Origin of the sequence: Enterococcus crotali (assembly GCF_000633635.1) — a bacterium.
In the GTDB taxonomy this organism is placed as follows: Bacteria; Bacillota; Bacilli; order Lactobacillales; family Enterococcaceae; genus Enterococcus_L; species Enterococcus_L crotali.
Window position 1 is genome coordinate 1 of the sequence record NZ_AYPQ01000012.1, and the last position, 23,717, is coordinate 23,717.

Here is a 23,717-nt window from a genome sequence, read left to right on the forward strand (position 1 = left end):
GCGTTTTCGTAAAAGACCTTCTTCACCGAATTCTTGATAAGCATTGATCCACCTATGCACTTGTTCCATTGTTTTAACCCCATGCTTATTTGCTAAAGCTTGTATTCCTCCTTTCCCTACCAGATATTCTTGAACAATTTTTAGTTTAAGTTCAAAGTTATATTTAGACATAAAAATACCGACCTCCAAAAAATTAGATTTTTGGTCTAACTTTTTGGGGTCGGTTCATTTCGGTTTACTCTTTTTTTGCGTCCCCCCCCCACACACACATATATATATATTCTTTAAATACAAAAGTATAGACATTTAATGGATAAAGTGGTATATTATTTTTTGTAATCGATTACAAATAGAATATAAAGGACTGATTAGTATGAATGGTTTTATGGATTCTCTTGGAGAAAAGATTATGCCGCTTGCAAATAAGCTTGGACAAAATCGATATCTCTCTGTTTTGAGAGATGCTTTTATGTTGTCTTTTCCATTAACGATGTTCGGATCGATCATTGTTGTTATCAATAATTTACCTTTTTTCAGTGATGCTACAAAAGGAACTCTATCCTCTTTATTTGGTAATGGTCAAAATGCGACCATGAGTATCATGGCCGTCTTCGTTACGTTTGGTATTGGCTATTATTTGTCTAAATCCTATGATGTTGAAGGAATATTTGGCGGAGCAGTTTCATTTGCTAGTTTTCTCCTTTTAACGCCTTTCATGATGACACTTGAAGATGGCACAGAAGTTTCTGGTGTCTTATCTTTAGATCGTTTAGGCGCTAAAGGTATGTTTATTGGGATGATCGCAGCCTTTCTTGCTGGGGAAATTTATTGCAGAGTAACTAAAAAAGGCTGGCAGATCAAAATGCCTGATGGTGTTCCACCTGCTGTTGCCAAATCATTTGCTGCGTTGATCCCTGCTATTTTAACTTTATCTGTTTTTCTATTTATCAACGCAATCGTTACTGGCTTGTTCAAAACCAATCTTCATGATGTTATTTATGATGTTATTCAAAAACCATTAGTTGGTTTAGGTAGTAGTTTACCTGCAACTTTGATTGCCTTATTCTTTGTGCAGTTCTTATGGTTCTTCGGGTTACACGGTCAAATTATCGTCAATTCGGTGATGGACCCTATTTGGAATACCTTGATGTTGGAAAACTTAGATGCGTATAAAGCTGGGGAAAAATTACCTCATATCATTACAAAACCATTTATGGAAACCTTTACTGTCGGACTTGGCGGTTCTGGTATGACTTTAGCTGTTATTTTGATCATGGCGTTTGTTATGAAGAAAAAACAGTATCGAGATATCGGTCGTCTAAGTTTAGCACCAGGTATTTTTAACGTAAATGAGCCTGTTATTTTTGGCTTACCGATCGTTTTAAATGCGACGATCCTTATTCCGTGGGTATTAGCGCCATTGATCGTTACGGTGCTTAACTATCTTGTTATGGCCGCCGGTATTGTGCCGCCGCCAACTGGCGTATCGGTTCCATGGACTGTGCCGATTTTCTTTAGTGGTATGTTAGCTACAAATTCAATCTTAGGCGGTATATTGCAACTTGTCGATCTACTCATTGTTGGTCTACTTTGGTTTCCATTCCTACGCCTATTGGATAAAGAAAAAGAAAGTGCGATTTAATTGCACTTTCTTTTCTTTAATTGTCTATACATTCATAATCAGTTACAATACACATGAGGAGGTTGTAACGATATGAAGCCAAAGTATGAAGAAATCGCAGATACCTTGCGTGAACGAATAAAAAATAATGTCTACAAGACAGATACTCTAATCCCAAACCAAACAGACTTGGTAAAAGAATTTAATGTCAGTCGAATGACTGTCAAAAAAGCGATCGGTATTTTAGTCATGGAAGGACTTCTATACTCTCAACGCGGTGCTGGAACCAAAGTATTGAATCGCTCTTTTTGGGATAAGGATACTTCACCTGCCAATGAATATGATGGTCTTAGCAAACAAATGCATGATCGCCATAAAAAGTTGAGAAGCCAAGTGATTTTATTTGAAGTTGAATTTCCTTCCAAAGAAGTTCAAGAACGATTAGCTATTTCTGAAGAACAACCTGTTTATAAAATCATCCGTCTTAGAATTCTTGAAGATGAGCCTTTTATTTTGGAACATACGTATATGCCTTGTGATTTGGTGCCGGGACTTACAACGGATATTCTAAAAGATTCTATTTATACGTATGTCAAAGAACAGCTATCTCTTGATTTTGCTGGAGCCTACCGAAATATTCAAGCAGATAAATCCGATGAATATGATCAAGAATATTTAAAGTGCAAAAAAGACGACCCTGTTCTTGAAGTACAGCAAGTTGTCTATTCTAAAAATGGACGTCCTATTGAGTTTTCTTGTAGTCGGAATCGGTATGATCAACGAAGTTATTCTATTTTAAATGTTGATTATGCTTAGTAAATAAAAAAGTGAGGCGAAACTGAAAATCAGTTTTGTTTCGGACTCTAAATCCGAATAAACGGTGGGATCAGAAGCAACTCCTTCGGAAATAAGCTGAGATTCACAAAAATTTGAAGAGCAATTTTCGTGAATCTCTTCTTATTTCTCGGGGTTAAACACTTCTGACCCAACCTCTTTTTATTTATCTATAACTGTATTTGTTTGAGCAACGGTTTTAAACCAATGCCCTGATTTTTTGATGGTTTTGATTTGTGTATGAATATTGGTAGAAATAAAGCCATAGCGGTTTTTGTAGGCATTCGCCCATGACCAACAGTCGATCGCGTCCATAAATGATAGCCAAAGCAATTAGATCCTTCTTCAATTCCTCGATGAACCCATTCTAAATGTTCACGAATAAAATCAATCCGATAGTCATCCTCAACAACACCAGCATCATTCATGAATCGTTCCTCTTCAGAAATCCCCATCCCATTTTCAGAGACAAACCACGCAATATTATTGTAGTTGTCACGAATATTGATAGCAATATCATACAATGCTTTCGGATAAATTTCCCAACCGCGATCGATATTCATTCGACGTCCTGGCATATTGTACTCATCAAAATAGCGATTTGGCAACCAAGCACCTACACTATTAGGTGCGATATCTGGTGCTTTGACACGATTTGGATGATAGAAATTGACCCCTAAAACATCGATCGTATTTTCTTTGATCACCGCTAATTCTTCTGGCGTACTTTCCCAAAGGACACCATCTTTGATAAACAGATCGACCAACTCTTGTGGAAATTCCCCATGAACAGCTGTATCTAAAAACATACGATTATTAAATAGTTCAGCAATATTCGCTGCGGCTAAATCTTCAGGTGAATCAGAGGCCGGATAGGTCGGCGTTAGATTTAAAATAATCCCGATTCTGCCACCTTCGTTTTGCAGCCCCATTTTTCTGAAAGCTTGGATCGCTTTTGCAGAAGCCAAGTTTAGATTATACGCAACTTGCACTGCCTTTTTTCCATCTACGATTTTCGGATAATGGAATTGATGTAAGTATTCGCCTTCAACAACTACGATCGGTTCATTGTGCGTAAACCAATCTTTCACGCGATCACCAAATAATTCAAAACATTTTTCAGCAAATTTCACATATAACTCGACTACATGTTTTGATTCCCAGCCGCCATATTTATGATACAGTTCAACAGGTAAATCAAAATGATGTAAGTTCATTACAGGTCGAATCCCAGCTGCAAGAAACTCATCGATCACAGCATTATAAAAACGAACGGCATCTTCACTGACTGTTCCTGTTTCAAAATCATCCATCAATCGTGTCCATTGAATCGATGTCCGCACACTATTTAAGCCGATTTCTTTCATTAATGCGATATCTTCCTTAAAACTATTGTAGAAATTAGAAGTCACATCTGGACCTACCTGATTATAGAAGTCTGTTGGTTCGATCTCATACCAATAATCGAACATATTGGCATGTTTCTTCTTAAATCTTCCTTCGCTTTGCGGACCTGATGTCGCGGCCCCCCACCAAAAGTCATCTTTGAATTTCTTTGTCATAATTTTACCCGCTTTCATTCACATAATAAAGAGCTATATTCTCTATTATTATAATGTTAAAACATACAAATGTCTATACTTTTAATTTTAAAAATCGTCCATTGTAAATGATAAAAAACTGGAAGGCAACCGAAACATACTCTACGAGCTACATCCCAGTCGCCTTCCAGCTTTATTTTCTTCCTACGATGGATTTTTAGTCAGTATAACTCGGTCTACATTCAACCAAGCATTTGCCGAAGCTTTATTATAAAAACCAATCTCCGCCGTACCGTTTGTTACCTTTATATTTCCGATTTCTACTCTGGTCCAAGGGCTATGACCAGACGTTTTTGTCGTCAATTCTGTTCCACCATAATTTTTCACATACAATTGACTTGTAGCAAATGTGCCATCTGACATTACATAAGCCGATAATGTATAAGTTCCATTCGGTATGTTTGTCAATGTTTGATAAGTCGACGTTTCATAAGCTGTATTTGCCCAAAAGCTTAGCTTATAACTACCAGCAAAATCTGTTGCTTCCGTTTTGATCGTTCCAATAGTTGCTCCACTTCCGTACCAGTTGGTCCAATTACTTGGTGTATTGGTAAAACCGTTTAATTCAAAACTTGGATTACTTACATAATTTACCGATGTCGCCGCATTTCCTACTCCAAAAGCTTTCAGACTAGCCAACGCATTCCCCTTAAAATCAAACATCGCCTGATTATCCCATTCATTTCCAGTTTCATCCGTGACGCCAAGATAATTCATTCCTGCTGAACTTGCCCAAGAAACATTTCCGTTATACCAAAGTGGTTCCCAATAGAAAAATCCTGCTCCTTTATTATTAGGCACTTCTTTTATTGCTGTAATCAAATCTGTTAAATAACGATATTGCCCATTCGTGCTCGCTTCATACCCTGCAGTTGCAGCTTCTACAGCAGTAAAAGCATTTATTTTACTATCCGCATTATTAGTCGTGTTCCCATACGCCGTTTCAACTACTGCTACTTGTTTAGTATAACGTGCACTAATTTTATCCATATTTTTTTGTAAATCAGCCATCGTACCGTGCCAATAAGGATAATAAGAAATACCGATCATATCATATTCTACATTTCGTGCGGTAATTTCATCAAACCACCATTGGAACAAATCATAATCCCCCCGTCAGCTACATGGAGCATAATTGGAACAGCAGATGATTGGGTATCTTTTACTGCTTTGATTCCTGATTTTAAGAAAGTTGCTAGGCGATCAAACTCACCGCCGCCTTCACCCCAGCTCTTACCATATGGCCAAAGCATACCACTATTTAACTCATTTCCGATCTGTACCATATCAGGATAGGCGCCAGCTGTCTTCATTTGAATCAGTACCTGTTTGGTGTACTCGTAGACAGCCGTATTCATTTGTTCAAAAGTATGATTTTGCCAAGCTTTAGGCACATTTTGTTTTCCCGGATCTACCCAAAAATCACTGTAATGAAAATCCAAAAGTACTTTCATATTTAACGCTTTCGCACGTTTAGCCAGTGAAATCGTCGTTGTGATATCATTCGTTCCTGCTCCATAGGAATTACCAGAATTGTCATAAGGATCATTCCACAAACGTAAACGAACGTAATTGACTCCATTATTTTTCAAAATCTGTAACGCATCTTTAGCCGTTCCATTTTCATAATATTTTGCGCCTGATTTTTCCATATCCGCCAAGATCGAAACATCGGCACCACTAATAAATTCTGCCTGAACAACCTTTGAACCCCAAGTAAACGTTAGTACCAACAGGAATAATGAAAAAACCCAACTCATTGCTTTCTTCTTCATTTCTCGAACCTCCAATTTACTATTTATCAAATTGACCTAAAACAAAATCCACCGCTTTTCTCGGATCTCGTGTTAATTGAATATATTCTGCACCTTTAGTTCCAGCTAATTTGATCCCTAAACGATCCGTATCTTCTTTTATATCTTCATAATGTGAGTTTACCTGAGGTGCTAAGATTACCATGTCGAAATCTTCCATAATATCATAATGAGAACCATATGCTCCAGCTTCAGCAGTAATCGCTACATCATAAGTGTTTGCGCCCTCTTTTAACGCATTTGCCAGCATCGCGCTTGTTCCAGCACCGGCACATAGAACTAATACATTGATCTCTTTATCATACTGATCATTTTCAGCGGTCACTTCTACATCGGCAATCACTGCAGAACCATCTGATGCAACTGCGATCACTAAATTTGACTCTTCGTTTAACTCTGCTTCTAACCCAAATTCTGCTGCTTTTAGCGCTTCTTGCTCAAGCAATTCTGCATCATAAGCCTTACAAAACGGGAAATAGATTGCAACATCGACCGCAATCAACACAACGGCTAAAACTACGGCCCACACACCCATACCAGTCCCCAATATCAAGCCTAAAGGTGCTGGAGTAGCCCACGGTAACACGTACATAAAGCTATTCATGCCAATCACATCAACAAAGAATTTAAATAAACAAACATTGACCATCGGTGTGATCAAAAACGGAATAAAGAAATACGGATTTAAAATCATCGGCGCTGCAAATAACAATGGCTCATTTACAGCAAAACAGACTGGCACAACGGATGCTTTTCCCACAGCTTTCAATTGCTTGGATTTAGCAAATAGCAGAAAAATAAATGGTACGACTAACGTTGCCCCAGTACCGCCCATCGTGCCAACAAAATTACCTAAACCAACTGTCAGTACCTTAGATGCTTGTTCACCAGAATTGAAAAGCTCCAAGTTCGTTTCTACGTTGGCATAAATAATTGCCGCAATCGCAGGTTCGACAATTGATGGTCCATGTACGCCCACAAACCAGAATAATGCCATCGCTCCCCAAATAATCGAAATACCCACATAACCATCCGCTGCGGAAAATAGCGGTTGAAGTAAAGTAATGACTCCTTCTGCAAAAGAAACGTTGAAGATATTTCGCATAACTAAGTCGATCAAAACCATCACAAACACTGAAAAAGCAAACGGAAACACATCTTTAAACGTTTGAGAAATTGTCCCTGGGACTTCTTTTGGCATTTTGATTGTAATATTATGTTTTACACAGAATTTATACACATTAACTGTAATAAAAGCCGCAATAAAGGCTGCAATCAACCCTTTTGTTCCCAAATAATCGACAGAGAAACCGCCTTCAATCTGATTCACACTCAATAAAAGAAAACCAACAATCGAAGCAAGCATCGTAGATGTTGCATTGATGCTTTTGTTTTTCGGCATTTTTCGATTCATTGATTCAGCTAAGCAACGTGCCGTTGTAGCCGTAACCAATAAGCCAACAACGCCCATTGAAAAGCCATAAACTTTCCACAACCAAGCAGAGACTGCATCCGGCCACGCATAGCCTAAAACTTCTGGAACTGCTGCGATCAGAATAAATATACTAGAAAATAAAATAACTGGCATCGCTGTTAAAAAGCCATCACGAATAGCACCTAAATATATATTGCGGGAAATTTTTTCAAAAAACGGTTTGCCTTTTTCAATCTGTTTAATGATCGCATTCATTTCGCTTGCCTCCTGTTAAAGTGATTGATTTTTTTTATAAAGTGCAATAAAGTCTTGTACTAATTCTCGTAATAAGAGCGTGGTCATCAAATGATCTTGTCCATGAATAAAAATAAATCCTAAATCTAAATCGCTTCCTGCTGCTTCCTCGGCTAAAATCTTCGTTTGAGCATTGTGAGCCAAAGTTAAATTTTCATCCGCTTCTTGTAACGCTGAGTCAACATGCTCGAAGTTCCCACCGCGAACTTCTTTTAATAAATTCAAAATCGTACTTCTAGCATCTCCAGAATAAGCAACGATTTCAAACCCTAACATTTGTAATTCTTCTTTTGTACTCATATCCTTACCTCGCTTTTCTTCGTTAAATAATCGTTTTTGTTTGACTGACAAACTTATACCAATACGCAGATTCTTTTGGATAACGTTTTTGCGTTTCAAAATCAACATAGAATAATCCGTAGCGTTTATTGTAGCCATTTGTCCATGAAAATAAGTCCATTAATGACCATAAAAAGTACCCTTTTACATTCACTCCAGCTTCAATGGCTTCACTGATGGCTTCTAGATAAACGCGTAAATAATCGATTCTCGGGCCGTCCATAATAACACCCACATCAAAGTCATCTTTGTAGCCCATACCATTTTCTGTGATATAAATCTGATTGTATGTTGGATAATCCTGTTTGATCCTAAGCAATATATCATACATCCCTTGTGGATAAATCAACCAATCCCAATCGGTCCTATCTAGCCCTTCTTTGTACACTCGTTCACCGATTCCTTTGACTCTATAAACAGAAGTTCCTTTATCACCAGTGCCATTATGATAGATTTCACTTGCTCCATCATATGCTTTTACAAAATGACACTGATAGTGATTGATTCCTAGGTAGTCATTGCGAGTAGAGGCTTTTTTCATGATCTCAAAATCTTCTTCTAAAAACTCATAACTCGCTTGATTTGCTTCACAAATTTCTGCTAAAGCACTTAACGTTTCTTCTGAATAATAGCCTAAATAGGTTGCATCGAGTAAAAATCGTACAGAGAGCGCATCATCTAAGAAAGCTGCATGCTGATCTTCTTTTGAATCTGTTGCTGGATATTTTGTTTCCAGCGAATGAACTACACCGATCTGCCTTCATACCCGTTTTCTTTAAATAGATTGACTGTTTTGGCATGTGTGACCATCATATTGTGTAAGCATTGAATCACTTTCGTAAAATCAAATTTGATTGATGGCGGAAATGTTCCTAGCAAATACTGATTAGTAGCGACAGGATAAATCTCGTTAAAAGTACTCCAATGCTTCACTTCTGAAAACTCATTAAAGCAAAACACTGCATAAGATACAAACGCTTCCATTGTCTCGCGATTTAAAAAATCACCATTATCAAATAGGCGTTTCGGTGTGTCAAAATGATGAAGCGTCACAAAAGGCACTACATTTCTTTTCTGACATTCTTTAAATACGTTGTGATAAAAATCGACTCCTTCTTGATTTACGTCGCCGGTGCCGTCTGGAAAAATTCTCGTCCAAGCAATCGATAAACGAATACCGTTTACACCAAATTGTTCGCATAGGCGAATATCTTCAGGATACTGATGATAAAAATCACTCGCCGGATCAGGGCTAAAACGTCCTTGTTCTTCTAAAAATGCATCCCATGCTACAGGTCCCTTGCCGCCTTCTTTGGTAGCGCCTTCAGCTTGATATGCAGCAGTTGCTCCGCCAAAAATAAAATCTTCTGGTAATTTCCTTATCATGATGATTCCTCCCCATTCTCTATTAAAAAGTTCTTTTTTGTTGTTTTCAAGTTTACTAATGTTCGTTTCTTGCTTTTATATTACTCGGCGAATTCCATATTGTCAACTAATTAAATAGACTATCCAAAAATTATTCACTCTTTCCAAAAAACAAAACCAAACATTTTTTGTTCGTTTTTGTTTGTTTCGTTTGACTTAGATTCTAATTTATGGTAAATTGTTTGTAAAATTGAATGAAAGGGCTTAAATGTATGCTTAAAAGAGAACGTCTACTTAAAATAATCGAAATGGCTAACGCCCAAGGAATCATCACCGTAAACGAGATCATTCAAGAATTGTCCGTTTCAGATATGACGGTTAGAAGAGATCTGGATGAACTGGACAAGGCTGGAAAAATCCTTAGAATCCACGGCGGTGCTCAAAGCCTTTCTTATTCTATTGATAAAGAATTATCTCATACTGAAAAAAAAGCGGTGCAAATGGATGAAAAACGTAAAATCGCTCAGTTAGCAGCTTCTTATGTTCAAGATGGCGATACTGTTTTTTTAGGACCGGGAACAACGATGGAATTAGTAGCTGCTTTGATCTCCACGAAAAGAATTCGGATCATTACCAATAATTATCCTGTATTTGATATTTTAGCCCAACATGAGATTGCAGATATCATTTTAGTTGGCGGTGATTATCGTAAAAACACCGGTGCCTTTGTCGGACCTATCGTCAACGACACCTTAAAAAAACTAAAATTTACAAAAGCATTCATCAGTGCCAATGGGATTCATAACGAAGCCATTTCTACTTATAATATCGAAGAAGGTGAAGCGCAGCAAATTGCTCTAAATAACTCTCGGACCAAATTTATTTTAGCAGATCATCAAAAGTTAAACCGAGATGATTTTTACGTATTTTACAATTTACACGATATGGATTACTTGATTACCGATGACGCTATAATTGAAGATGTCCAAAAGCATTATGAACAATATGTAGAAATAAAAATCGCTGAAAATGCAGCATACAAAAAGGAATGACAACTATGAAAGGCCTTATATTTGATTTTAACGGAACCATGTTTCAAGATTCTCATTTCCATGAAGAAGCTTGGCTTCACATGATTCAAAAATACTCAGATAACAATCTTAACGAAGAGGATATTTTGCTAAACGTTCACGGACGGACAAATAATGAGATTTTGACCTATTTCATTTCAGATCGTTTAACGCAATCAGAAATCGAACAACTATCTTATGAAAAAGAAGCTTTTTATCGTGAGCTTTGTACACAAAATCCTACTCAATTAAAATTAACGGACGGCTTGATCGAAACATTGGAACAGTTAAAAAAAGCCGCCATTCCAATGACTATAGCTACAGCTACAGTCAAAGAGAATCTCGACTTTTATTTTGATATTTTTAATTTAAGCAACTGGTTCGATTACCAAACAGTCGTTTACGACAATGGTTCCTTTCCAGGCAAACCAGCTCCTGATATTTTTTTGATTGCCTCAGAAAAACTGCGATTATCCCCTGCTGATTGTCTCGTTATCGAAGACGCCTACTCAGGGTTGATTGCTGCTAAAAATGCCGGTATTGGAACGATCATTGGAATCGATCCTTTTGAAAAAAATAGTACTGCGTTTCAAAAAGCAGAACTGTGTAAAAATGGTTTGATCAAAGATTTCAACGGTTTTTATGAGAACTTTGTGCTCGAACAACCTACTATTTGATGCCCAATAAAATCGCCTTTGTCATGAACGAATAACTCCTGACAAAGGCGATTTGTCTATCATAATGATCTTGTTCAGACAATCAATTGCTTCCTATCATTATAATATTCTTTATACGCTAAGTACGTTGCAAGTACCGAACCAATACTTGTTGCCGAAAGCAGCATAAAGGTCACCATGATCTGATACTTGATCGCATGTACCGGATCAACACCAGCAAAAATCAACCCTGACATCATCCCAGGTAAACTAACAATGCCAACTGTTTTAGCAGAATCGATCGTCGCGCCATTCCTGTTCGAATGCTTGCCCTAACGATCGAGCGTGAAGCCAATTTGATATCCGCACCTAAAGCGAGTTTTTCAAGTACAGCTTGTCGTTGATCATGAAACAAACTATCCATATTTCGATAACACAACCCGATTGCTACCATCGAATTGCTCGCAACCATTCCGCTGATCGGAATAATTTGCGAAGGAATAAAACGAATCGCTCCTGAAAGGACCAGTACACCGATCGTCACACTTGTGCTGCAAGCAATCGCAATAAAAGAAATCAGAAAACCATTTTTCAAATGATTGCTGCGCTTGTTAGCATTCAACGCGGCATTGATAATAATGATTCCCGCCATGACGATCGTCAATAGCTTATTATCAACTTGAAAAATATACTTAAGCAAATAACCAACTAAAATCAGTTGAACAATCGCACGACAGACGCTCACAATAATATCTTTGGTAAACCCTAATTTTTCTTTGTAACTAATCAGTAATGCAACCATGACTAACATACTGGCAAATAATAGCGAAAGATCGTTCACTGCTAAGTTCATTTTTCCTCCTCCAATCTTCCCGCTACGATTTTTTTGACAATTGTGGACTGGGCAATTTCTTCTGTATCATGCGTGACACGAATCAAGGTAACATTCTTTTCTTTATTTAGCTGTAACAGCCATTGGTTAACGATTTGCTTGCTCGTTTCATCTAAACCAGCTGTAACTTCGTCCAAAAGCAAGACTTCAGGAAGAAAAATTACATTACGAATCAACGCCACACGTTGTTTTTCGCCACCAGATAATTCGGTGATAGTTTTGTTGAGATAGTTTTCAGGTAGCTGTACTTCTTTTAGTAACTCTAATACATGACTTTCTTGAAAGTCTTTTTTGCGCACTTCATATGGGAACATAAAATTGTCTCGCACAGTTTCACCGAATAAGGATGGTTGTTGAAAACAGTAAGATACTTGCATCCGATAATTTTCCGGTGTTAGCGTTACCACATCTTCACCTTTAAAAAAAATATTGCCTTTGGTTACTGTTAATAAAGAAGCAAATAGCTTCAGTAAAGTACTTTTCCCTCCTCCTGATGGACCAGTGATCGTCAGGTGACTGCCTTGCTCGATTTCCATGTTGATATTGTCGATGATTTGCTTATTTTCGATTTCATATGAAATATGATCCGCCTTTAGAATTGTTGCCAAATTCTTTCACTCCTCGTCAGTTCTTCACTTTTTATCATATCATAGAAAATCAAATGAATTCTACAAAATACAGGTAAAAAAACAAAGGAACAGATATGAATAGGAATACACTATTTTGTGCATTCAAAACATAAATAAAGATGAAAAAAGGAGTGGAACATGACTCGAAGGGTCATGTCCCACTCACGCAGAATTCAGATAAACGGTGAGAGCAAAAGCAAGCTCTCCTGTCTCATCAGCTTTTAAACTTTTTTACTAAAAATAGATGTCAATACAGCATTGTTACTTTTAGTAGCTAACATATCTGTAGGTAGAAACATACTAATAGTAAGGAAAAAGGAAACTAATCCAAACAGAAATGTAAACATAGGTGAACCTGAGAAATTCATACTAGCTGTTGGCATGTATGAATCAGAATAATTAGAATATGCCGACGCCATAGTTGACAGTGAATTGAACATAGATGAATAAAAACTCATCATGACTGTTCCGTAAAGAGCATAATAAAGAACATAGATACTCAAAATTGTTTTACTTTGTAAACCGACATCCCTTAACCGTCTAACTGACAACGCTAAAGAAGGGACGATCAATGATAGTGTGAATATGACAATAATAAAAATCATAACAGGACTAACAGCAGATTCATAATATTCTCTGCCACCGGAAACAACTGCTGTAAGTATAATTAGAACCACATAAGAAATAATAATAGCAAGTGTCAACCACCAATACCCAGCTCTTGTAGAACGACCACTAAAATCAAAGTACCCTGCGTAAAAATCTTTTACTGATTGAGAAAAAGAAACTTTTCCCTCTTCTGATATTTTTTTCATAACAAACTCCTTTCGTAATATAACTATTCTATCATAAAAGAACGCTCGTTTCCGTATTTTTCATGAAAATATGAAAAATTTTGAAAAAAATGACCGAAAATTCAGTCTTTTCCTATAAAATCCTCATCCATCCTAACCAATCACTCATTTAGAGTAAAAAAAAGATCAAGAATACCTAATGAATTTACAAAATATTCATTTAAGTAGTGAATGAAATTGCTACAATATGGACATTTTTTATTTGTAAATACAGGAGTTAACACGAAAAGCCATCTTTCTTAACATTGAGCACTAATCAAGCTGAGAGGTACTTCCTAAGTCTCCTCTTATGAAGCAAAACGAAAATCTAAGGTCTTAACATTTCACCCCTTTCCCAGGAAACAATGCACCGATTCAATCTTCTTAGTCTGGTGTCTTCCTTTTTCGCACTCATTATCCACCAAATAGCATCTCTTTTGTAAGAAGGCGGAAGCTGATTAAAAAATTCCCACGACCTTGGATTTTTTCTGATTTCGTCCTCATATACCTTCATTAACGTAACATTCCTTTGGTCTGAAGAATAACCTACTTGATCACTTCTTTGATTGAAAACAACTAACCCTTCAGGCCGCATTTGATTAAGCTCAATCAATTTATGCACCTTTTGTACATTGACTTTACTCCAAACGCTGTTAGGCTTACGTGGTGTAAAGCGAATTTTATAGCTATCTTCATCAACCGTTTTTCGTATCCCATCAATCCAGCCAAATGCCAGTGCACAATCTACTGATTCAGGCCAAGTGAGACTTGCTTTATTCGTCTTTTTCTTAAAAAAAACTACCCAAATTTCACTAGCGCTTTGGTGATGAATAGTCAACCAATCAATGAATTCTGTTTGATTACTGAAAAATAGAACTTCACTCATTTTTCAACCATTCTAAAATCGTTTGATTGAGCTCAACAGGTCTTTCCTCTTGAATCCAATGACCCGCATTTAAACTCTTAATGTCTATATTAGGTACAAAGTCTGTTATGTTTGGAAGTGGCGGAATAATATCTTTCTCACCATAAACCATCAATGTTGGCTGATGAAGGACAGGCGATACATCAGCTAATAAATGCCAATTACGATTTAAATTTCTGTACCAATTGATGCTTGGAGTAAATCCTGTCTTATTGAAGGCTGTGATATAAACAGCAAGATCCTCATCCCTCATAACAGATTCACCTAATGGTTTGGCTGCTTTAGCTAAATGAATCATTTCCATTCCTTCACCAGGAGCTTGTGCTGGCGCATTCTTGCGATATAAATTATGAAGAAATTGTGAGGCATTTTCGTCCAATATAGCATCTGCAACACCTGGTTGTTTGTTAAAATGAACAAAATAGTAATCATCTCCGAAAAATTCTTCCATAAAATCAATCCAAGGTTTCTCGCCTCTAATTTGGTAAGGCAAGCATAAGTTAATCATTTTACGAACACGTTCTGGATGTAGCAAAGCCATGCTCCAAACAACACTTGCACCCCAATCATGCCCCATAAAAATAGCATCTTTGTATTGGTAGTGCTCCAAGAGAGCAACAAGATCACCCGTTAAATGTTCAATATCATATTGTGTGACTTCTTTGGGACAAGAAGATCTTCCATATCCACGTTGATTAGGAATGATCACATGATAACCAGCTTCTACAAGTGGAGCCACTTGATGTCTCCAAGAATAGGCATGCTCTGGCCAGCCGTGGCAGAGAATGATAGGTCGCCCAAAATTTTGTTGTCCAGCTTCAAAAATCTCTAGCTCTACTCCATTCACTGAGATAAGTGATGGTGTTGGAAATTCATTATTATTTTTCATTTAATATCCTCCTGATTTAGATAAAACTGTCTTACAAAAACAATCTTATCATGGAGGTTTGACAACAGTCTGTCAGCTTTGAAAAATGCACTTAATGATATTTTTCAGCCATCAATTTGAGTTTGGCAGCCATTTTTTGCCGCATTTCTTTTGGTGCTAAGATTTCCACATGCTCTCCAAAACTAAATATAAGAGAGAATAACCATTCTTTTTCGGGGAATGTAGCAGTAATAAGAAATTCACCTGTGTCTAACACTTTAACATCTTCTTTATTAAAAACATCTTCCACACGAGACTTCATATTAGGGGAAATTTTCAAGACAATGGTGGTCATTGTTGTTTGCTCATTTAATAATGCCGTAATCTCGTGATACGATTTTTCTCGACGTTCAAATGATTGGTTTTCAATGTGTAAATCACTGATACGGGAAACTCTAAATATTCGAAAGTCTTCTTTTAAAAGACAATAAGCAAATAAATACCAAGTGTAATTTTTAAATACAAGAGACATAGGCTCAATTTGTCTTTTGCTGATGATATTATCATAATTTCTGTAGTCAATCGTCAGTAAATTAGTCTGCGTAATCGCTTTTCTTAGCGTCTTAACTAATGCTTTTTGATCTGGAGAGTCTCCATAAGGATGGATATCAATGATGATTTGCTCCATATGCAACTTTAGATAATCTGTCTTGTTTTTAGGGATGATATTTTGTAGTTTTTCTATAGATGATTCTAATTCAATATCCGAAACTGTGGCATTGATATCCTTGAGGACAGAAAGAAGGGAGGACAAATTATTAAGAGTCAGTACTTGATGATTTAATTTATAACGCTCATAAATGCTGAAACCACCGTTGTTTCCAGAGTGGGAAATGATGGGAATACCAGCCAGATTGATCGTTTCGATATCACGGTAAATAGTCCGAACCGACACTTCAAATTTCTCAGCCAACTCATTTGCTGTTACACGATTTCGATTCAGTAACATCACAATAATGGTTAACATACGTTCTATTTTCATCTTGTTCTCCTTAAAAATATTTTTCTTTATTATGTAGTAAGAATAATTAAACAAATGCTTTACCTTAGCGTTATTGGGCGTTCTCTTGATTGTTTAACTAGTTTCTTGATGATCACCTTACGATTGTTACCGTTAGATGCAAAATCATCGATATTCTTTTTCGATCAAATCAAATTTATCTATTTGTTCTTTCGTCGCAGAAATATAGCTAAAATCATTTTTTTCAATTAAGTAGGGACTACAAAAGATTGTATCAGTAGATTCTTGCAAGAAAATAGACACAAGTCCACCAACAGCGAACATATCATCCCAATGTGGAACTATTTTATAAACATTCCCATTTTTATAAAGATAATCTCCTAATTTATGATTTTGTCGCATTCTTTTACACCACCTCAATTGATCCTTTTGGTTCATCGTTTATTTTTTTAGTTCAGTCATGTTCTAAGACTTAAAATTCAGCCACTTCTTGCAATTTTTTCTTAGCACTTTTTTTAATCAAATAAAAAATACTCAAAAATGCCAAATAACATACAGGTACTATTAACCAGGACAGATACAAAAACAATCCAAATCCTATCATGAATCCCTCATCCGATTTAGTAAACAGAAATGAATAAATACCACTCCAATCTATTACAAAACTAATCAATCCAGCTATGATTCCAGTGAAGTATAGGCTCAGTCCAAAACTTAACTTCCACCTTAGCTTATTAGTTACATAGTATATTAAAAAGTGAATTACTCCTATTTTTAGAAAAACAAAAACTGGCATTAGTAAAAAAAACATATTCAAGCCTCCTTCAGTACTGATCCTTTTGACACATAGTTCGTGATTCTGAGTTCGGCCATTGTCCTGATATTATCGATTGATCGTCTCTTTGATCATTTTCTCCGGTAGATCTCACACTGCAGTTGGACAATAGACCTATTTCTCTGAGCGATCCTTTTTGGGACTTGTGCCTAGCAACAATGCATACATATCACTAATGACACTAAATGCAAGCTGTCGCTCATTGAGATCTGGTATACGATTCTCATTATCTTTTACACTTAAATTCTCGATTTATCATTCATTTTGTATTCGTTCCTGTTTCAATTCTTCTATCAATTGCTTCACTTCTTTAATCGAAGTTGCTTTTGGATTTTTAGTTAAATTATATTTTTCTGTGTCTTCTTTGTTTTCAGTGTAAACAACAGGTTCTCCATTAGCAGGACCACTAATAAAGCTGTATGAACCTTCTTCATGAGTCGGTTCTGCTAATATTTTATAATCATCAGGCGTATCAGAAAGATCGATTATCGTAGTATCTAAATCTGCACTATTTTCTGTCATTTTTCTTATTGCTTGTAATGTATAATTTGGTTCATTGCTCTCAGTAGACACTATTGTCTTTTCATCCGTTACATTTTCTGTTGATATAGTTGTAGTTGAATTTTCTGATTCGAGACTTTTACCCTTTGAAGTAACTACTTCTTCTGATTGCTTACCAGTACAACCTACTAGTACCACACTAAAAAATAAAATTAAAAAAATTGTCTTTTTCATTATTATTATTCCCTTCTTTTATATAATCCTTTTCGGGAAATTATTTCCAGAAAAAGTTTTTCTCTTTCAGATATTTCAAATTAGTCATTTGCCATTTTGAAGTCAATACAACTTGTGGTGTTTTTAGCACCAACCTTATATCATCGTACTTAAAAATAATTTTCGTTTGTGTAAGTCCACTCTTGTATTTAAAGTCCGCAATTTTTTTTCGTTCTAAATGATTGATTCGGCCAGTAAAATCACCTGAGTGATTTAATTCTACCAAAATAATTTCTTCATTTGTAAAGAACACAAGAAAGTTTTTTAAATCTGCTACTGCTCCAGCTTGAAACAATAGATATTTTGAAAATTTTGGCTCAATATAACCAAATATAAAGTTTTTATCCTCAATTGATTCGGTATTCGTTTCTTTTATAAACGCCATAATATTATCTAATTTCATTGCTTGATTCATCATTTTCTCCTTCACTTTTTATCCTTTTTGACACAAAATACAACTATTAATTAAGTTTATAGAACAAAAATGAGAATAAAGGAAATAGCACCAAGTATGATAGCAGACCAAGGGCATAACCAAATATACCACCAACATTTTCAAATAACATTACTTTAATTAGTAATGAAGTTATAAAGGTAGAGATAAGTATTGATAACTTAATAACATTTGAACTTCCATTATAAAAATCATTAATAAGCTTATAATAGTTTCGAAATATTTTCATATTGTCTCCTTTAGTTGTTGATCCTTTTTGAGAACTAAGTAAATTTTACTATCTTTTGAAGTACACTCGAAAAAGTAAGATAGTCTTCCTTGTCATATATCTTTATTTCGTAGTGGTCTTTTGACTTCTTATCTGTAGTACTTATGCAATAATAGGGTTCCGATTTGCTGGTCAAAGAATGATAGCTATTTGGATCTTCATATCCATTAAGTTTGAATATTGTGCTATTTATCTTTATTTCTTTAATATTCATTCCAAAACACTTAACAGTAATGATTCCCACTTTGAGTATGATTTGACTGGATAATTGCCACCAAATAAGTATCAGGAAAAAAACGGAAACTAGAATAAATAAACCTATTGTTTCAAAATTCAACATTTCATTGCTGTATGCAAAGAAAAATGCTCCTATCAACATCAATAAAACAAGAATTGCTTTAACATACCTGTAAAATCCATACTTAAATATTTTTATCATGTTTTCCTTCTTTCTTATCGTTTATTACTTTAGTAAATGTAACCCCTAGACGTTACATTTATTGTTTGAGTACTTCATCCATTATTATAATTAACCTCGACAAAATCAATATTATAATCTAACTTACTAATTAATTGATAAGTTAACAAGGCATGCTCTCTTATTTTTACTCTGTCTAAATATTCTACATCCTCCTTCTAATATCTACATCCCGTCGTTACGCTTTTACTTTAGCGTTGTTTTGGGCGGGTGGTTCTGATATGATGTTAGTAATTTCTTAGTTCGACTATTGCCGATAAGGTGAAGCCATTACATATGATTATTTTGGAGGATAAAATATGAATTCAACAGTTACTTTCTATGTTACTCGACATGGGGAAACATTACTTAACCGTTTACATAAAGCACAAGGCTGGGCAGACTCCCCATTAACTGAAAGTGGAATCCAAGCAGCAACACAATTAGGACAGCAACTGAAAAATGTCCAATTTTCGTCTGCATTTTCCAGTGATACATCCAGAGCTTTACAGACTGGAAAAACCATATTAACTGCACAGGGGCAAAATGAACTACAAGTTATTCCTGATAAAAGGCTCCGTGAGTGGTGTTTGGGCTGCTGGGAAGCAGAAAATAATAATACGTTTATTTCCAGTATGATGAATGAATTACAGATACAAAATGATTTTTCAGAACTTAATTTCCGTCTGCCGGAAGTTCATGAGATTATTTATAAATCCGACATAACAGGTATGGTTGAACCGTTTCATATGATTACGGATAGATTGGAAAGCTTTCTCAAAGAGACAGGTGATAATTTGATTCACTTGAATAATCCAAACGTCCTGATCGTTACTCATGCTTTTGCTATTAAAACATTGATGTATTTGTTTTCAAAAGAAATGTTGCGAAAAAAACCTAAAATCAAAAATGTCGATATTATTTCTATTAAATGGGATGGTAAAAGTTTTTCTATCCTTACATGATACGCATAGTACGCCTTTGTGGTTCAGGTCGATAATGTGAATTAAGAAAGGAGCTGGAAATAGGACGCAAAATATTTACAATAGCCAATTTGGATAGTAATACCAACTGTTGATTCTGTATCGTCTATAAGTTGCTGTAATGATTCTTCTAAATCCTCAGATTCAAAGTAGTCTGACATATACATCTCATGTAAGATATGCCTACTTGACTCGTTATTAATTCTATCATTTCTCCTCCTACTAATCCTTTTTGCGTGAAGTAGAAAGTGATAGACCTTTCTTCAAACCTCTTTCATATTCTAACTTGTAAATACTTCTAAAATCTCTCTTTTTAATATACATAAACATAATTAAGTTTTCTTTTAGATCTGTTACCCTTCTTTTTTATTTTCAAGTATGACTCCTTCAAGTTGCCCTAATCGGATAGCTTTCCTAAATGCTGGGGGATTCATTTTGATTCCATTATCTTTTAACCTACTGTTAGATACATTAGACTCACCACCACCTCTATTTATCCTTTTAGAAAAGAAGAAACATTCTAAATGTAGCTATCCATTAATGCATCCACTATTATCTGATGGTCCTCAACATCTTTTAATCCAGATACTGTTATAGCCCCCACCATTCCTGCGTTTTCAACAAAAATTGGAATTGCCCCTCCCTTAGCTATGTAATCACTATTTCTCAGTGCGAACGTTTTATCTAAGCTCATACTTCCCTTTTCCAAATCCATTTTTACATTTAATGAACTTTCTTCAAATAATATTGCTACGTTCGCTTTTCTCCTTAGCCAATTGTGCTTGTCAGCTGGCAATGTCTCACCTATATATAGGAAGACTGTATGATTTAACCGACGTACTTCAACTGCAATTTCCTGATTTCTTGATTCTGAAAGTTCTATTATTTTTCGCCCCATATCTAGAGCTATTTTATTTGTGAATTTTTTCAAAGTTATTTTTTCTATCATTAGTCTCCACCTTTTAATTTTAGCATTACAAAATACCTGTTGTTTCTCTTATAATTATAGTATTGACAGGTCCATTGCTGCTGTCGAAATTTTTTCCACTAATCTAAACTATCCTTTTTAAGATAGCTTTCCAATTTTTTGTTTTTTAAGATTATTTTCTTTATTTGTAATTCTTCTTTGCTTTGTTGCCAATCAGACAACTCAGACACAATCTTTTCAGGATATTTTTTACTGATATCTCTTAATGCGTTTCCGCAAGACTTCCTTACATACTCGCTTTCATCGTTTTTAAGTTCAGATAATAACTTGATAGCTACATCCGGGTTCTCTTTAAAATAAGGACGGCTTGTCCAAATTCTAAGACCTTCTGATACTGCCCTCCGTGTATTACAATATTTATATGTAAGCCAATCTTTTATTGTGTCTAATGCTTTTTCATAACCAGTCTCTTTACAAAAATTATCAAAAGCCATACCAAGTATTTCTTGAACTCTCCAATTATCGTCTTTTGACACATTTTTTTTCATAAAATCTAAAACTACATTATTTTTAGGTGCTAGTTTCCCAAATAAAAAAACGGCAACCATTCTTCTTTGATAGACCTCGGATAAGAATAATTTAAACGATATTTTTTCTATTTCTTCATCCGTAAATCTATCCGCTATTGAATCTGCCAAGAGCTCCATTGGTTTAAATCCATTGGATATCTTGCCAATTACTTCTAACTCTTCTTCTAAATTCATTTTCTATTCCTCTCCTTTATAAATCCTTTTTGGAAGCTATCTCCAATTCCTAATATAAGGTTTTCTGCTTTAGGAATTTTTACCGTTCGCTTTTAAAAAATAACATGGAAGATCCGCAGCTGTAGCCGGAGAATTTTCTTCCATTTTACGAACGATTATTTTATGACTAGTTAATCAAATAAAAACTAGCTATTTACTTTCTTTTAACGTTTAAGTCCTGCGAATGTTACACCATTAAATGATTTGTTAGGCAACTTCCCCCATACCAAAGATTTTTCAATGATTGAATTTTCTTCTATTTTACTTAATTCAAAATCTGGACAAACCGTTAGCCATTCTGTAATTTCCATTTCATTATTCATCGCTTAGTTACCTTTCTGATTTTTATTCGTACTAAAAGCTGCAACTGAACATTTTGGAACTCATGTATGCTGCCATCGATCCTTTTTATTGATAACCGCCTTAGTTAAAATTTGAAATGACCTTGGAAGCGCTCTCTAGTCACCTGATTTTCTTTTCTCGAGATATCTGTATAGTGTTGTTGTGCTGACACCTGACATTTCTTTAATTTCTCGCAAAGAATACTGCTTTGAGTCATAAAGCTTCAAAGCCTGTTTAATTTTTTTCTCAGACTTTTTAGGACGTCCACCTACTCGACCTCTTGCTCTTGCGCTCTTAAGTCCTTCTCTTGTTCTCTGAACAATGAGATCATGCTCGAATTCAGAAAAAGCCTGAAACACAGTCAACATCAATTTACCTTGAGGGGTTGACGTATCAAATTTTTCTTTTGCACTAATCACATTCACTTTTTCTTATCGAAAAATTCTACTAAATCAATCAGATCTCTTGTGCTACGCCCTAACCTACTCCAACTTTCAACAACAATTGTGTCACCTTCTCGAACATTATCTTTTAATTTGTTCAATTCTGGACGACTGGATTTTGTTCCAGAAATTTTTTCTGTATATATTTGATCACATTGATATTTTTCTAAAATATCAAGCTGCCGATTTAATTCTTGCGATTGAGTTGACACCCTCGCATAACCATAAGTATATTTCATTAGATCACCTCTACTAAATTATACCATAAACGGTGGTTATAGATATATAGATTTAGGTATAAGTTTTGGTGATATTTGGTAAAAATAGAAACCTCTATATAAAGAGGTTTTCAAAATTTATATTTTTTAGAGTTCACCTATACCTAAAACGAATGTTTTTGGTATAAGTACACCTTGTACTTTAAATCATTTTCTCTGTGTATGTTATACTGTACTCATGATTAACGTCAAAGGAGTTTATTTATGATAATTGTCCCTACGAAAAAATCATTACCACTTTTTAGTGAATTTCCAGTTTCTACTACTACATCCAGCTCAACTGAACGATCCTTTTTCTCTTGGCATGCAAATTATTTTGCTTTAGACAGAAAAAAGTTTTAGTTTTGGTAAATGATCTGTCCTTTTCTCCAATCGTTTTAGCTGATATTAACGCTAAAAACAAACAACAGCTTTCTGTTTACATAAAAGAAGGCGTTGAACATGTTTTTGGTTATAGTACAGACAAACCATATCAACTAAAAAAATATTTTCTTAGAGCTGGCAGAATGGAAATTTCTTATTCCTATAATCGTTCAATCAGCGGCATTAACAACAACATGATTCAAATGTTAAAAGCTTATCCTAAAGACATTGACCTGAATTCACGACTACAGACGTCTGTAATGGAATTCCTTGCTAAAACGCCATATCGTAGTATGACACCTGAATATACGTTTAGTATTGACGTAGTAAAAAAAGAGTTAGATAAACTATAGGCTTGAACCGACCCCAAAAAGTTAGACCAAAAATCTAATTTTTTGGAGGTCGGTATTTTTATGTCTAAATATAACTTTGAACTTAAACTAAAAATTGTTCAAGAATATCTGGTAGGGAAAGGAGGAATACAAGCTTTAGCAAATAAGCATGGGGTTAAAACAATGGAACAAGTGCATAGGTGGATCAATGCTTATCAAGAATTCGGTGAAGAAGGTCTTTTACGAAAACGCCAAAATCA

22 protein-coding genes and 5 pseudogenes are annotated in these 23,717 nt (G+C 35.4%); 7 read left to right on the forward strand and 20 right to left on the reverse strand.

What is annotated here, in order from left to right; genetic code table 11:
- A partial coding sequence (locus tag V192_RS21375; protein ID WP_025873724.1) for a helix-turn-helix domain-containing protein occupies positions 1-171 on the reverse strand: 171 nt, incomplete at its 3' end.
- A gap of 202 nt (positions 172-373) precedes the next feature.
- Between V192_RS21375 and celB the strand changes: the two genes are divergently transcribed.
- Together celB and V192_RS0118390 are read left to right on the forward strand one after the other, a co-directional pair.
- A complete protein-coding gene (gene celB, locus V192_RS0118385) occupies positions 374-1,642 on the forward strand; it encodes a PTS cellobiose transporter subunit IIC (RefSeq protein WP_025873725.1) in 1,269 nt (422 codons plus the stop codon).
- Positions 1,643-1,714: 72 nt separating this feature from the next.
- On the forward strand, positions 1,715-2,437 hold the full coding sequence (locus V192_RS0118390) for a GntR family transcriptional regulator (RefSeq protein ID WP_025873726.1): 723 nt from the start codon (positions 1,715-1,717) through the stop codon (positions 2,435-2,437).
- A gap of 180 nt (positions 2,438-2,617) precedes the next feature.
- Here the strand turns inward: V192_RS0118390 and V192_RS20705 are convergent.
- The 5 genes and pseudogenes from V192_RS20705 to lacG form a co-directional block, all read right to left on the reverse strand.
- Positions 2,618-4,017 (reverse strand): annotated as a pseudogene (locus tag V192_RS20705) (glycoside hydrolase family 1 protein).
- A 183-nt stretch (positions 4,018-4,200) separates the two neighbouring features.
- Positions 4,201-5,816 (reverse strand): annotated as a pseudogene (locus V192_RS20710) (glycoside hydrolase family 53 protein).
- Between the two features lie 34 nt (positions 5,817-5,850).
- Complete coding sequence (locus tag V192_RS0118405) at positions 5,851-7,560, reverse strand: PTS lactose transporter subunit IIBC (protein WP_025873727.1); 1,710 nt, start codon at positions 7,558-7,560, stop codon at positions 5,851-5,853.
- A gap of 15 nt (positions 7,561-7,575) precedes the next feature.
- Positions 7,576-7,899 carry a PTS sugar transporter subunit IIA gene (locus V192_RS0118410; protein WP_025873728.1) on the reverse strand — a complete coding sequence of 108 codons (324 nt, stop codon included), beginning with the start codon at positions 7,897-7,899 and terminating at the stop codon, positions 7,576-7,578.
- A 22-nt stretch (positions 7,900-7,921) separates the two neighbouring features.
- Positions 7,922-9,321, reverse strand: a pseudogene (gene lacG / locus V192_RS20715) (6-phospho-beta-galactosidase).
- Between the two features lie 254 nt (positions 9,322-9,575).
- Here lacG and V192_RS0118420 point away from each other — a divergent pair.
- Together V192_RS0118420 and V192_RS0118425 are read left to right on the forward strand one after the other, a co-directional pair.
- Positions 9,576-10,355 carry a DeoR/GlpR family DNA-binding transcription regulator gene (locus V192_RS0118420; RefSeq protein ID WP_025873729.1) on the forward strand — a complete coding sequence of 260 codons (780 nt, stop codon included), beginning with the start codon at positions 9,576-9,578 and terminating at the stop codon, positions 10,353-10,355.
- A 5-nt stretch (positions 10,356-10,360) separates the two neighbouring features.
- Entirely contained in the window at positions 10,361-11,050 is a 690-nt protein-coding gene (locus V192_RS0118425) for an HAD family hydrolase (RefSeq protein ID WP_025873730.1), read from the forward strand.
- Positions 11,051-11,124: 74 nt separating this feature from the next.
- Here the strand turns inward: V192_RS0118425 and V192_RS20720 are convergent.
- The 10 genes and pseudogenes from V192_RS20720 to V192_RS0118480 all read right to left on the reverse strand — a co-directional run bounded on the left by V192_RS20720 (position 11,125) and on the right by V192_RS0118480 (position 18,224).
- A pseudogene (locus V192_RS20720) lies at positions 11,125-11,882 on the reverse strand (ABC transporter permease).
- Positions 11,879-12,529, reverse strand: coding sequence for an ABC transporter ATP-binding protein (locus V192_RS0118440; RefSeq protein ID WP_025873731.1), 651 nt, complete (start codon positions 12,527-12,529; stop codon positions 11,879-11,881). The pseudogene V192_RS20720 and the gene V192_RS0118440 overlap by 4 nt, the downstream one beginning before the upstream one ends.
- Positions 12,530-12,771: 242 nt before the next feature.
- Entirely contained in the window at positions 12,772-13,365 is a 594-nt protein-coding gene (locus tag V192_RS0118445; RefSeq protein ID WP_025873732.1) for a DUF805 domain-containing protein, read from the reverse strand.
- Between the two features lie 346 nt (positions 13,366-13,711).
- Positions 13,712-14,269 carry a YdeI/OmpD-associated family protein gene (locus V192_RS0118450; protein WP_025873733.1) on the reverse strand — a complete coding sequence of 186 codons (558 nt, stop codon included), beginning with the start codon at positions 14,267-14,269 and terminating at the stop codon, positions 13,712-13,714.
- Positions 14,262-15,197, reverse strand: a complete 936-nt coding sequence (locus tag V192_RS0118455; RefSeq protein ID WP_025873734.1) for an alpha/beta fold hydrolase — start codon at positions 15,195-15,197, stop codon at positions 14,262-14,264. Before V192_RS0118455 ends, V192_RS0118450 begins: the two co-directional genes overlap by 8 nt.
- A gap of 91 nt (positions 15,198-15,288) precedes the next feature.
- The gene (locus V192_RS0118460; RefSeq protein ID WP_025873735.1) at positions 15,289-16,218 is read right to left on the reverse strand and encodes a helix-turn-helix transcriptional regulator; all 930 of its coding nucleotides are present in this window, start codon (positions 16,216-16,218) and stop codon (positions 15,289-15,291) included.
- Between the two features lie 144 nt (positions 16,219-16,362).
- Positions 16,363-16,599, reverse strand: coding sequence for a hypothetical protein (locus V192_RS0118465; RefSeq protein ID WP_025873736.1), 237 nt, complete (start codon positions 16,597-16,599; stop codon positions 16,363-16,365).
- Positions 16,600-16,669: 70 nt separating this feature from the next.
- A complete protein-coding gene (locus V192_RS0118470) occupies positions 16,670-17,008 on the reverse strand; it encodes a hypothetical protein (RefSeq protein ID WP_025873737.1) in 339 nt (112 codons plus the stop codon).
- A gap of 279 nt (positions 17,009-17,287) precedes the next feature.
- Complete coding sequence (locus tag V192_RS0118475) at positions 17,288-17,767, reverse strand: hypothetical protein (protein WP_025873738.1); 480 nt, start codon at positions 17,765-17,767, stop codon at positions 17,288-17,290.
- Positions 17,768-17,807: 40 nt separating this feature from the next.
- Complete coding sequence (locus V192_RS0118480; RefSeq protein ID WP_128080847.1) at positions 17,808-18,224, reverse strand: PH domain-containing protein; 417 nt, start codon at positions 18,222-18,224, stop codon at positions 17,808-17,810.
- Between the two features lie 1,081 nt (positions 18,225-19,305).
- Here V192_RS0118480 and V192_RS0118495 point away from each other — a divergent pair.
- The gene (locus V192_RS0118495; protein ID WP_025873742.1) at positions 19,306-19,950 is read left to right on the forward strand and encodes a histidine phosphatase family protein; all 645 of its coding nucleotides are present in this window, start codon (positions 19,306-19,308) and stop codon (positions 19,948-19,950) included.
- Positions 19,951-20,488: 538 nt separating this feature from the next.
- Here V192_RS0118495 and V192_RS0118500 read toward each other — a convergent pair.
- From V192_RS0118500 to V192_RS20725, 4 genes and pseudogenes are all read right to left on the reverse strand, one after another.
- Complete coding sequence (locus V192_RS0118500; protein WP_025873743.1) at positions 20,489-20,917, reverse strand: heme-binding protein; 429 nt, start codon at positions 20,915-20,917, stop codon at positions 20,489-20,491.
- A 98-nt stretch (positions 20,918-21,015) separates the two neighbouring features.
- Entirely contained in the window at positions 21,016-21,660 is a 645-nt protein-coding gene (locus V192_RS0118505) for a DNA alkylation repair protein (RefSeq protein ID WP_025873744.1), read from the reverse strand.
- 203 nt (positions 21,661-21,863) lie between these two features.
- Entirely contained in the window at positions 21,864-22,022 is a 159-nt protein-coding gene (locus V192_RS21595) for a hypothetical protein (RefSeq protein ID WP_158001116.1), read from the reverse strand.
- 135 nt (positions 22,023-22,157) lie between these two features.
- Positions 22,158-22,723, reverse strand: a pseudogene (locus V192_RS20725) (recombinase family protein).
- Between the two features lie 383 nt (positions 22,724-23,106).
- On the opposite strand from V192_RS20725, the gene V192_RS20730 reads away from it, so the two are divergent.
- Both V192_RS20730 and V192_RS21380 read left to right on the forward strand, forming a co-directional pair.
- On the forward strand, positions 23,107-23,478 hold the full coding sequence (locus V192_RS20730; RefSeq protein ID WP_025873745.1) for a DUF6933 domain-containing protein: 372 nt from the start codon (positions 23,107-23,109) through the stop codon (positions 23,476-23,478).
- 60 nt (positions 23,479-23,538) lie between these two features.
- Positions 23,539-23,717, forward strand: a 179-nt coding sequence (locus tag V192_RS21380) for a helix-turn-helix domain-containing protein (RefSeq protein WP_025873746.1), incomplete at its 3' end; no start/stop codon positions are given.

Bases quoted from the DNA above. Each gene is read 5' to 3' on its own strand.
- V192_RS0118450 (WP_025873733.1), bottom strand. From the start codon at position 14,269: ATGAGTGAAGTTCTATTTTTCAGTAATCAAACAGAATTCATTGATTGG.
- V192_RS21595 (WP_158001116.1), bottom strand. From the start codon at position 22,022: ATGAATAATGAAATGGAAATTACAGAATGGCTAACGGTTTGTCCAGAT.
- V192_RS0118480 (WP_128080847.1), bottom strand. From the start codon at position 18,224: ATGATGAATCAAGCAATGAAATTAGATAATATTATGGCGTTTATAAAA.
- V192_RS0118460 (WP_025873735.1), bottom strand. From the start codon at position 16,218: ATGAAAATAGAACGTATGTTAACCATTATTGTGATGTTACTGAATCGA.
- V192_RS0118495 (WP_025873742.1), top strand. From the start codon at position 19,306: ATGAATTCAACAGTTACTTTCTATGTTACTCGACATGGGGAAACATTA.
- V192_RS0118445 (WP_025873732.1), bottom strand. From the start codon at position 13,365: ATGAAAAAAATATCAGAAGAGGGAAAAGTTTCTTTTTCTCAATCAGTA.
- V192_RS0118470 (WP_025873737.1), bottom strand. From the start codon at position 17,008: ATGTTTTTTTTACTAATGCCAGTTTTTGTTTTTCTAAAAATAGGAGTA.
- V192_RS0118390 (WP_025873726.1), top strand. From the start codon at position 1,715: ATGAAGCCAAAGTATGAAGAAATCGCAGATACCTTGCGTGAACGAATA.
- celB (WP_025873725.1), top strand. From the start codon at position 374: ATGAATGGTTTTATGGATTCTCTTGGAGAAAAGATTATGCCGCTTGCA.
- V192_RS0118475 (WP_025873738.1), bottom strand. From the start codon at position 17,767: ATGAAAAAGACAATTTTTTTAATTTTATTTTTTAGTGTGGTACTAGTA.
- V192_RS0118410 (WP_025873728.1), bottom strand. From the start codon at position 7,899: ATGAGTACAAAAGAAGAATTACAAATGTTAGGGTTTGAAATCGTTGCT.
- V192_RS0118405 (WP_025873727.1), bottom strand. From the start codon at position 7,560: ATGAATGCGATCATTAAACAGATTGAAAAAGGCAAACCGTTTTTTGAA.
- V192_RS0118455 (WP_025873734.1), bottom strand. From the start codon at position 15,197: ATGAAAAATAATAATGAATTTCCAACACCATCACTTATCTCAGTGAAT.
- V192_RS0118465 (WP_025873736.1), bottom strand. From the start codon at position 16,599: ATGCGACAAAATCATAAATTAGGAGATTATCTTTATAAAAATGGGAAT.
- V192_RS0118505 (WP_025873744.1), bottom strand. From the start codon at position 21,660: ATGAATTTAGAAGAAGAGTTAGAAGTAATTGGCAAGATATCCAATGGA.
- V192_RS0118420 (WP_025873729.1), top strand. From the start codon at position 9,576: ATGCTTAAAAGAGAACGTCTACTTAAAATAATCGAAATGGCTAACGCC.
- V192_RS0118425 (WP_025873730.1), top strand. From the start codon at position 10,361: ATGAAAGGCCTTATATTTGATTTTAACGGAACCATGTTTCAAGATTCT.
- V192_RS0118500 (WP_025873743.1), bottom strand. From the start codon at position 20,917: ATGATAGAAAAAATAACTTTGAAAAAATTCACAAATAAAATAGCTCTA.